Genomic DNA, 7,643 nt, shown 5'->3' with positions numbered 1-7,643 from the left:
AAGCTATATCACTGCTATTACTAGCTATATCGGTAGAAATGGGAATGAGAGAAGTGCTAGAGAGCAACAAACCCCTAAGAAAGAGAGAAAAAGCAAAGACGCATTAGGCAATCCACTAAAAACACAACAAAAACATATCATAACCTTTGAAGCCGCACAAATTTTACTTGATGAAGCAGTGGAGTTTTGGAATATTGATAGAGTATCAAGAAGGTGGAGTAAGGCAAGAGGTAAAAGCCCAATGGATTTATGGAGTGAGGCAAACTTTAAAAGAGTTAATGTGCCTTATACACAATTCTTGCTCTATGCAGAGGAAGGCAAGGCAAGGGTTATGGGCAAAAAACACATTGAAATGCGTCCCTTTGCTTATGTGCCTACAAAATACATTGAGACAGGAAATAAGGTGTTGGTTAGAGTAAATATCAATGATTCTAGCGAAGCCTTTATCTTTAATGAAAGTGGAGAGTTTCTATGCACTGCTTATGATAGGAGGGCAAATTCTCTTACTCAAGAGGAGATTAAAACCATTGGTAAGGAATACAAAGGAGCTATTAAGCGCATAAGAGATTTGCAAAAAGATGACAAACACTCCGAGTTTATTCGTAGAAATGCAAGGCTTGAAGCAGAAGCATTGAAGCGTAAAAAAGATGTGGCATTGCTTAAAGGTGTGGGCAAGGGGCAAGAAGCTGTAAATGCAAAAACCTACAAAACACAGGTAAAAGAGGCAATCCATAGCGCGCAGGTAGAGCAGCATAAAGAAGATAGTTGGCAATTAGAAAATCCATTGCAAGAGAAAAAAATAGACAATACAGATAGCTGGGATTTTTTAGAAAAGCTTGCAAAGTAAGATAATTAAAGGTCTTTTAAAGGGTTTATAAAAACTTTTTAAAAGGCTTTTAAAGCCTAAACCCAAACAAGCCAAAACTTGCTTGAATAAAGGACAAACAAATGAGAAATAAAATTATAGCATATTTAAAACAGCAAAGAGAAAAAGATGAAAGTTTTTCTCAAAGCAAATTAGAAAATAAGCTTGGTATTAAAAAGACTTATCTTAGTCAATATCTCAATAATCCAGACTTTAGATATGCCGCAGGGGTTGAGGAAAAGTTTGCAATTTTTCTTAAAGAAAACAAAGAAAAAGAGGAAGTTAAAGCTCAAATCAAGGGCTTAAACAACCTAGAATTTATCCATACAAGCGATGTTAAGAGGATTTTTTCAAGACTCGTCTTAGCCAGTATGCAAGGGGATAGAATCTCTGTAATTTTAGGAGAGAGTGGAACAGGCAAAACAAGAATAATACAAGAATATTGCAAGAGCCATTTAGAAGCTATTTCCGTAGAAGCTACACCTGATATGAACGCTAAAGATATTCTAAAAAAGCTTTGTGCGGAGCTAAATTTAGGAGAGTTTAGGAGTAACCATAGTGGAATTTTAAAGGTTGCCGCTGAGCTAAAGAAATGTGGCAAGTATGTAATTGTCGATGAAGCAGAACATTTGAAATGGAGAGTGTTGGAAACCCTAAGACGCATTATGGACTTCTCTAAACAACCTTTGATTTTGGTTGGCACACATTGGCTTGCGGATTCTCTAAGCAATGGGAGACTTGGAAGCAAGAGAGAGCAAGAGTTAGCACAGCTAAGAAATCGCTGCTTAGGGAGATACGAGCTAAAAGGTTTGCAAAAAGAGGAATATATAGAGATTTGCAAAGTAAGTGGAATCCCTAGTAATTGTGCTTGGAAACTATGGGAACTAGGTTGTGGAAACTTTAGAAAAAGTGAGGGAGTAATAAGACTAACCCTCACTAGGGTTTCTCTAAGCGGTAATGAAAGTGCGACTTTAGAGGACTTAGAATCCACAAAGGCAATGATGTATTTATAGGTTTATTGATGACTTTTGAAGAGATTGGTAAGGTTTTAGGAATTAGTGAGGAGAGAACAAGGAGGATTTATCACAAGGCTATTGCCAAGCTCTCTCATCCTCGAAATAAGGATAAATGGAGAAAAGTCTTAGAAACACTAGAAGAAATTCAAATAGAGAAAATAAAGAGTGATTCCAATACTTTAGATTGGAAAGAAGTCTAAAGTATTGGGGTTATCCCAAATTTATCATAAAGGAATGGCAATGGATTTGATACCTTCAAAAACAATGATTTGTGGCAAGAAGTGCAATTATTCTCCAAAGTATTTTTATGCTTATAGCGCTTGCATTTTCTCAAAGGCAAGTGGTAGGGTTGTAGATGTTCAATGCAAGGAGAGTGCATGAAAACGAAACTTGTATATATAGCTTCTCCATACACTGCAGTCTTTGACGCATTAGGTGCAAGGAGTGATATTAAAGCCTATGATAAAGCTTATAGTATCGCAAAAACCTTAAGCGAACGTGGGGTTAGAAAAGTTAGAGAAAGAAATGGTGGGAAGGATTTTTTCTATATCCCCCTAAGTCCTGTAAATATCTTTACGCAGATTTATGGTTCTAATCCTTATATCAATAGGGAAGAGGTTATGCAAAGCTGCTTAGGGGTTTTAAAAAATTGCGATGAAGTATTTGTGCTAAAGAGCGATTGGACACAAAGCTCTTTAGGCATTAAAGAAGAAGTGGCTTTTGCTACTTCTTTAGGAATACCTGTTTTATGGGAATAAAGGAGAGAAAATGGAAATTAAAAATTATGAGGATGTTAATACCACACTAAAGAGGATTGCAGAGCTTAGTGTGGGGATTGAAAGGATTAATGGAGAAGTAACCTTAGAGTGCAACAGAATCAAGGAATCAAGAAGTGCGGAGATTGACAAACTCTTTAATGAAAAAAAGTATTTAGAGCAGTGTATCACAAGTTTTTGTGAGGAGAATAAAGCAGATTTTGCAGAAAAAAGAAGCAAAGAATTTACCTTTGGAACCATTGGTTATAGGCTTGTAAAGTCTGTCTCACTGCCTAGAGTTAGAGAAAAGATAGACAAACTCCTCTTGAGCTTAAAGAGCTATGGTTGCAATGATTGCATTAAGTATGAGGAGAGCATTGATAAAGACGCGGTGTGTGAGCTAGATGATTCTACTTTAGTCAAGCTAGGGCTCAAAAGAGTAATTAAAGACAATTTTAGAATTGTGCCGAGACTTGAAAGCTTGGAGAGTGTGCAATGAAGTTTAAAGCATTATCCCCTGCTTTAGCACAAACACTTCTTCCTACTTTTTCAAAAAAGAGAACACAAAGAAAGAAAGGCAATTCCACTAAAAGAAGCCCAACAAGCACGATTAGCAAAAGTGAGAGAAGGAGACGAACGAAGCACAAAAAGGCAGTTAAGAAACAAAACATTAAAGCAAGGAAGAAATAATCTTTTTTACCTTGCAAGAAGCCTTTACTTTAAGGCTTCTTGGAGGGAAAAATCCTGATGAATTGAGTTTTGAGAAAGATGGGACTTTAAGGGTTTGGTTTGATTAAAACTTGAATAGAGCCTACTGCTTTGGTAGGCTTGTTTGAAGTTTTACAAAGGGAGAGTGAATGTTAATACAAAAAGAAATAGAACTTGAAATACCTTTGAAAGAAAGTCTAATTAGTGATGAGGAACTCTTAGAGGTTTTGCAGATGCGTATATATGCTAATAAGTATTACACTGATGAGGCATTTAGACTTAAAGTCCTAGATATATGTAATGGTGAAAACTGGGAAGCGTGGCTTAAGACAAAAGAGGAGTTTTTAAATAAGGAGCATAAATGACCTTTGCAAACTTTAGTGGTGGGAGCCACGATAATCCCGATTTACTAGGAGAGGAGAATAAATGAAACTACAAGATCTTGATTTTAGGGTGTGGGATATTTCTAAAAAAATATACTATAACAATTTAGAATTTTCAATGATGCCAGGTGATAAAAACACTTTTAGTATAAACTTGGGGATTGTTTTTGCTAAAAATCTTGAATCTGCTTCTATGCTTAGCAGCAATTATGAAGTTGAACTATACACAGGATTAAAAGATAAAAGTGGCAATAAGATTTATGAGGGAGATATTATAGCCCATTGTGTTGATGGAGGAGGCGTTGAATATTATTCAAAAATAGAATTTAATCATAAGAGAGGAATGTTTGAGTTTGTTTGTATAGAACATCCAGTTATTGAAACTTTTGATAAATTGGCAAATCCTGATATTGAAGTAGTAGGCAATATCCGTGAAAATAAAGACTTATTGGAGTTGTAATGGAGAAGAATGTGTGGCAGGAGTTAGAAAAACGCAAAGCTTTAAAAGCTCTAGTCTTTGATAGCATAGATGAGAGATTAAAGAATCTCATTGCAAGAATAGATTTAAAAAGCATTGGAGGTAAAGAAGTTTGTGTAATTGTTTTTAATCACCCTTTAGCACTGCAAGAGTGGAAAAGGGAGGAGAAGCAGACTCTAGAAAAAATGAGAGCTCTTTATAAACAAAGAGGATTAAAGGACATAGTGGTATTTTCTAAGGTTTTAAGCAAAGTTAGCTTTAAACCTACATTAAGTGAGGTAGAAGAGCAAAAAGAGCAAACCTATAAAGAGAGAGCCACAGGAGAGTTTAAAATAAAAGCAACAGATGAAAGTCTTAAGGCTTGTTTTGAAAGCATTAAAGAGCTTATAAAACATAATCGCCTAAAGGAGAGAGAATGCAAAAACTAACACCTATCCAAGAGCTAGAGAGAAAGAGACTTATTGCTGGAATTCACATTAAAAAGGAAGAATTAGGTATGGCAGAAATTCAATATAGAGATTTACTTTGGGCAAGATACAAAGTAGAATCTAGTAAAGAATTAAACTTGAAAGATTTAAGGGATTTTGCTAATTATTTAGGTTTTTTCCCTAAAAAAGCAATCCAAAAACCTAACGAAGTAGGAGGTGCAACAGACGCACAAATCCAAACTATCCTTAAAGCTTATAAGGTAGTAGCAGAGGATAAAAGTGAGTTGGGATTGAGAAAGTTTATTAAACGCATTGTTGGCAGACTCCCTTTGTATTTAGAAAGCTTATCGCTTATAGAAGCCCAAAAGGTGATTATTGGATTAAAGAAGTGGCAAGAAAATAAAAAGGACTAAAGCAAAGCTTTTTATAAGCTTTTAAAACTGCTTGAAATATAATTTTAAAAAGGAAAAAGATGGCAAAAAACGATGACAATCTTATTAAAAAAACCTGCAAGGAATTGGGGCTAACTTATAGAGAGCTAGGGGAGAGAATTGGGTATAGTGAGGCTACCCTAAACAAAAATGCTTCAACAGGAGAGATAAGTAAATCAATAGAAGTAGCCATTAATCTATATTTAGAGACTATTCAGCTTAAAAAACAACTTAAGCAGTTTCAGCTATTGAAAGAAATTATCAGGGATATTTCTAAATAATTACTTCTTAAATAAATACTCTTAATTAAGAATAACTTCTAAAATATATATTAAATCTTGATTATATTTCTTAAATATGTTATAATTCTTTCAGTAAGTGGATTTAAGAAGCTTACTGAAAGGAGATACACAATGAAAAAGCTAGATAAAAAACTTAGCCTAGCAGTTAAGATTTTAAGCATTATCTATCTTGTATCTAAAGTGATACAGATTTGGAGTGGGTAACCGCTCCCCCTCGCAAGGGGCTTTATCATTTGTGTTTTGAAATTTTACCATAAAGGAGTAGCAAATGGAAATATTAGGTCATATTTTAGATATTGCAGAGGTGCTTATCATTGTGGGGCTTGTGCTTTGGGTGGATAGACTGCAAAAGCGTATAGAAAAGCTAGAATCCAAGGAGTGAGTAATGCAGTTACAAGTTTTTAAAAATTTGAATTTTGAAGTTAGATGGGTAGTTATAGAAAATGAACCCCATTTTGTTGCAAGTGATGTGTGTAAAGCATTAGGATATTTAAATGCTAGAGATGCACTCTTAAGACATTGTAAAGAGGATGTCGTGAAACACGACACCCTTACAAATGGTGGCAAACAGACTATTAATTATGTGAATGAAAGTGGGTTATATGCTCTTATCTTTGGTTCTGCATTGCCCCAAGCCAAAGCTTTCAAAAAATGGATAACTTCTGAAGTTTTGCCAAGCATTAGGAAACAAGGATTCTATTCTATTCCTAATGTAGAATCTGCTTTAATTGCAGAGTTAAGAGATTCTAATTTAAGCAAAGATTCTTTAAAAAGAGAGTTAGAGAGCTTAAAAGATGAGCTTCTACAAACCCAAAGGGAGCTATTAAGCTTCTATAAATCCCAACCTAGAAGTAAAGCTAAAAAGCATTCTTTAAGCACTATTGCAAAGATACAAGAATTAGCTAAAAGCGGTGTAGGTGTAAGTGAGATTGTAAGGACGCTTGGAGTAAGTGAATCTAGTGTGAGAAAATATAAATAAAGGATTTCTATGCAAAGACTAGAGATAAAAGATACACTGGAGAATATCGCAAATGATTTAAAGAGTCTTTCTAACATTACAATGTTTATGGGGGTTGGGTGTAAAGAATACCAAATAGAAACGCAAGAGATGTGGTTTCTCTCGGATTGCTTAGAGAAAATATCCACTGCAATAAAGGAGGTGCAGAGGGATTTATAGGCTTAAAAGAGAGCTAAAGCCTTGAATAAGGAGCTTATATAGCACATAACTATTAACAAGCTTTTAAAGACAATTTTTAAACTCCACAAACCAATAAAAAGTGGGTTTTTTAAAGAAAAATGCTAAAATTCTACCCATAAAGGAGTAGAATCAATGCAACCCATTACCAATTTTGATATTTTCTTTAATTTGTATGAGAGAATCCAAAAGGGTGCGACACTTAAAGAAGTGTTGCAAGACTTTGGAGGAGCAAATCTGTATATTCCAAGTTATAAAAGCATTCAAAGAGATGAGGACATTTGGAAAGATTATAAGGATTTAAAAGAGAATGGTGCAACCCAAAAGTATATTATGCTTTCTTTGCAACAAAAATACTCCTTAAGCGAACAACATCTCTATAAAATACTCAAAACTAAAAGGGAGCCAAGCTTCTTTTAATTCTCCCTTGCAAACTCTCTAAAAACCCTCTCCCTCTCAAGTATTGGATATTGCTTATCCCAAGCTTCCATAAGTTTTCTCTCTTGATCTGAGAGCTTTATATTATAGGTTTTGCTCATATAAAGATAGCTTCTAGCAATCCAGCCCTTAGAATAATTAGCAGGATAGAATCTCTTGCCTTTAAAATCTGTAAAAACTTTGCAGTTTCCATATTGCGTATATTGCATATCTTTTGGAGACTCCGCATATCTATAATTGCTTCTATCCCCATTAATCTCTCCAATTGCTGGAACAAGATTTTGTAAATCCCCCTCCATTTTATTAAAAGTTGCATCATTTTGGCATTCTTTTCTGCCTCCTTTCCTCCAGCAAGGCAAATGTTGCCCGAAGTTGTGAGCGGGCATAATGTGTTCCCATTCAATCCTTTTTGCCCTCTGGTTGATATTGCCCTTTTTAGTCTTTACATTGCGTGGAGAATAAGCCTGACTAGGCACAATTTCAAAACGATTTTTTACCCACTTAAAAGGAGCATTACAATAAAAGTCGGTTTGGTATTGCGAATAGTCTTGGTAGAATTTTGTCAGTATCTTTTTAGCTTCGCTAAAGTTTTGCTCGGCAAAAAGAAAATGCGCTAAAAATAGAAATGCAACTACAATCCTCAT

General features: G+C 34.9%; 16 protein-coding genes. 15 read left to right on the top strand and 1 reads right to left on the bottom strand.

From position 1 onward, the window contains the following. The 15 genes from LS72_RS10915 to LS72_RS08765 all read left to right on the top strand — a co-directional run. Positions 1-847 (top strand): hypothetical protein (locus LS72_RS10915; RefSeq protein ID WP_194145590.1); only part of this gene is annotated, 847 nt, incomplete at its 5' end. 101 nt (positions 848-948) lie between these two features. Continuing rightward, complete coding sequence (locus tag LS72_RS08825; protein ID WP_034555137.1) at positions 949-1,878, top strand: AAA family ATPase; 930 nt, start codon at positions 949-951, stop codon at positions 1,876-1,878. An 8-nt stretch (positions 1,879-1,886) separates the two neighbouring features. After that, on the top strand, positions 1,887-2,081 hold the full coding sequence (locus LS72_RS08820; RefSeq protein WP_034555135.1) for a sigma factor-like helix-turn-helix DNA-binding protein: 195 nt from the start codon (positions 1,887-1,889) through the stop codon (positions 2,079-2,081). A 40-nt stretch (positions 2,082-2,121) separates the two neighbouring features. Beyond that, entirely contained in the window at positions 2,122-2,262 is a 141-nt protein-coding gene (locus LS72_RS10910; RefSeq protein ID WP_194145589.1) for a hypothetical protein, read from the top strand. Continuing rightward, positions 2,259-2,639, top strand: coding sequence for a DUF7768 domain-containing protein (locus tag LS72_RS08815; protein ID WP_034555133.1), 381 nt, complete (start codon positions 2,259-2,261; stop codon positions 2,637-2,639). Before LS72_RS10910 ends, LS72_RS08815 begins: the two co-directional genes overlap by 4 nt. 10 nt (positions 2,640-2,649) lie before the next feature. Next, complete coding sequence (locus LS72_RS08810; protein WP_034555132.1) at positions 2,650-3,135, top strand: host-nuclease inhibitor Gam family protein; 486 nt, start codon at positions 2,650-2,652, stop codon at positions 3,133-3,135. Then, complete coding sequence (locus LS72_RS08805; RefSeq protein ID WP_138155270.1) at positions 3,132-3,326, top strand: hypothetical protein; 195 nt, start codon at positions 3,132-3,134, stop codon at positions 3,324-3,326. The genes LS72_RS08810 and LS72_RS08805 overlap by 4 nt, the downstream gene beginning before the upstream one ends. A gap of 167 nt (positions 3,327-3,493) precedes the next feature. After that, positions 3,494-3,709 (top strand): hypothetical protein, encoded by a 216-nt coding sequence (locus LS72_RS08800; protein WP_034555644.1) that lies wholly within the window; start codon positions 3,494-3,496, stop codon positions 3,707-3,709. Between the two features lie 61 nt (positions 3,710-3,770). Beyond that, entirely contained in the window at positions 3,771-4,187 is a 417-nt protein-coding gene (locus LS72_RS08795) for a YopX family protein (RefSeq protein ID WP_138155269.1), read from the top strand. Then, positions 4,187-4,633 carry a hypothetical protein gene (locus LS72_RS08790; protein ID WP_052087410.1) on the top strand — a complete coding sequence of 149 codons (447 nt, stop codon included), beginning with the start codon at positions 4,187-4,189 and terminating at the stop codon, positions 4,631-4,633. The genes LS72_RS08795 and LS72_RS08790 overlap by 1 nt, the downstream gene beginning before the upstream one ends. Further along, entirely contained in the window at positions 4,621-5,046 is a 426-nt protein-coding gene (locus LS72_RS08785; RefSeq protein ID WP_034555600.1) for a phage protein GemA/Gp16 family protein, read from the top strand. The genes LS72_RS08790 and LS72_RS08785 overlap by 13 nt, the downstream gene beginning before the upstream one ends. A gap of 59 nt (positions 5,047-5,105) precedes the next feature. Further along, on the top strand, positions 5,106-5,345 hold the full coding sequence (locus LS72_RS08780) for an XRE family transcriptional regulator (protein ID WP_034555578.1): 240 nt from the start codon (positions 5,106-5,108) through the stop codon (positions 5,343-5,345). 406 nt (positions 5,346-5,751) lie between these two features. After that, positions 5,752-6,345 (top strand): BRO-N domain-containing protein, encoded by a 594-nt coding sequence (locus LS72_RS08775; protein ID WP_034555579.1) that lies wholly within the window; start codon positions 5,752-5,754, stop codon positions 6,343-6,345. A gap of 9 nt (positions 6,346-6,354) precedes the next feature. Beyond that, positions 6,355-6,543 carry a hypothetical protein gene (locus LS72_RS08770; protein ID WP_034555759.1) on the top strand — a complete coding sequence of 63 codons (189 nt, stop codon included), beginning with the start codon at positions 6,355-6,357 and terminating at the stop codon, positions 6,541-6,543. Positions 6,544-6,696: 153 nt separating this feature from the next. Then, complete coding sequence (locus LS72_RS08765; RefSeq protein WP_138155268.1) at positions 6,697-6,981, top strand: Mor transcription activator family protein; 285 nt, start codon at positions 6,697-6,699, stop codon at positions 6,979-6,981. Here LS72_RS08765 and LS72_RS08760 read toward each other — a convergent pair. After that, entirely contained in the window at positions 6,978-7,643 is a 666-nt protein-coding gene (locus LS72_RS08760) for an endonuclease (RefSeq protein ID WP_034554611.1), read from the bottom strand. The genes LS72_RS08765 and LS72_RS08760 overlap by 4 nt on opposite strands.

It is taken from the genome of Helicobacter apodemus, from assembly GCF_000765745.2.
Lineage (GTDB): Bacteria > Campylobacterota > Campylobacteria > Campylobacterales > Helicobacteraceae > Helicobacter_D > Helicobacter_D apodemus.
Note: the sequence above shows the minus strand (reverse complement) of the source record. Positions and strands in the feature narration are given on the sequence as shown.

What these genes read in the sequence shown, in the direction of transcription:
- LS72_RS08825 (WP_034555137.1), top strand. Translation starts at nt 949, where the DNA reads ATGAGAAATAAAATTATAGCATATTTAAAACAGCAAAGAGAAAAAGAT.
- LS72_RS08820 (WP_034555135.1), top strand. Translation starts at nt 1,887, where the DNA reads ATGACTTTTGAAGAGATTGGTAAGGTTTTAGGAATTAGTGAGGAGAGA.
- LS72_RS10910 (WP_194145589.1), top strand. Translation starts at nt 2,122, where the DNA reads ATGGATTTGATACCTTCAAAAACAATGATTTGTGGCAAGAAGTGCAAT.
- LS72_RS08815 (WP_034555133.1), top strand. Translation starts at nt 2,259, where the DNA reads ATGAAAACGAAACTTGTATATATAGCTTCTCCATACACTGCAGTCTTT.
- LS72_RS08810 (WP_034555132.1), top strand. Translation starts at nt 2,650, where the DNA reads ATGGAAATTAAAAATTATGAGGATGTTAATACCACACTAAAGAGGATT.
- LS72_RS08805 (WP_138155270.1), top strand. Translation starts at nt 3,132, where the DNA reads ATGAAGTTTAAAGCATTATCCCCTGCTTTAGCACAAACACTTCTTCCT.
- LS72_RS08800 (WP_034555644.1), top strand. Translation starts at nt 3,494, where the DNA reads ATGTTAATACAAAAAGAAATAGAACTTGAAATACCTTTGAAAGAAAGT.
- LS72_RS08795 (WP_138155269.1), top strand. Translation starts at nt 3,771, where the DNA reads ATGAAACTACAAGATCTTGATTTTAGGGTGTGGGATATTTCTAAAAAA.
- LS72_RS08790 (WP_052087410.1), top strand. Translation starts at nt 4,187, where the DNA reads ATGGAGAAGAATGTGTGGCAGGAGTTAGAAAAACGCAAAGCTTTAAAA.
- LS72_RS08785 (WP_034555600.1), top strand. Translation starts at nt 4,621, where the DNA reads ATGCAAAAACTAACACCTATCCAAGAGCTAGAGAGAAAGAGACTTATT.
- LS72_RS08780 (WP_034555578.1), top strand. Translation starts at nt 5,106, where the DNA reads ATGGCAAAAAACGATGACAATCTTATTAAAAAAACCTGCAAGGAATTG.
- LS72_RS08775 (WP_034555579.1), top strand. Translation starts at nt 5,752, where the DNA reads ATGCAGTTACAAGTTTTTAAAAATTTGAATTTTGAAGTTAGATGGGTA.
- LS72_RS08770 (WP_034555759.1), top strand. Translation starts at nt 6,355, where the DNA reads ATGCAAAGACTAGAGATAAAAGATACACTGGAGAATATCGCAAATGAT.
- LS72_RS08765 (WP_138155268.1), top strand. Translation starts at nt 6,697, where the DNA reads ATGCAACCCATTACCAATTTTGATATTTTCTTTAATTTGTATGAGAGA.
- LS72_RS08760 (WP_034554611.1), bottom strand. Translation starts at nt 7,643, where the DNA reads ATGAGGATTGTAGTTGCATTTCTATTTTTAGCGCATTTTCTTTTTGCC.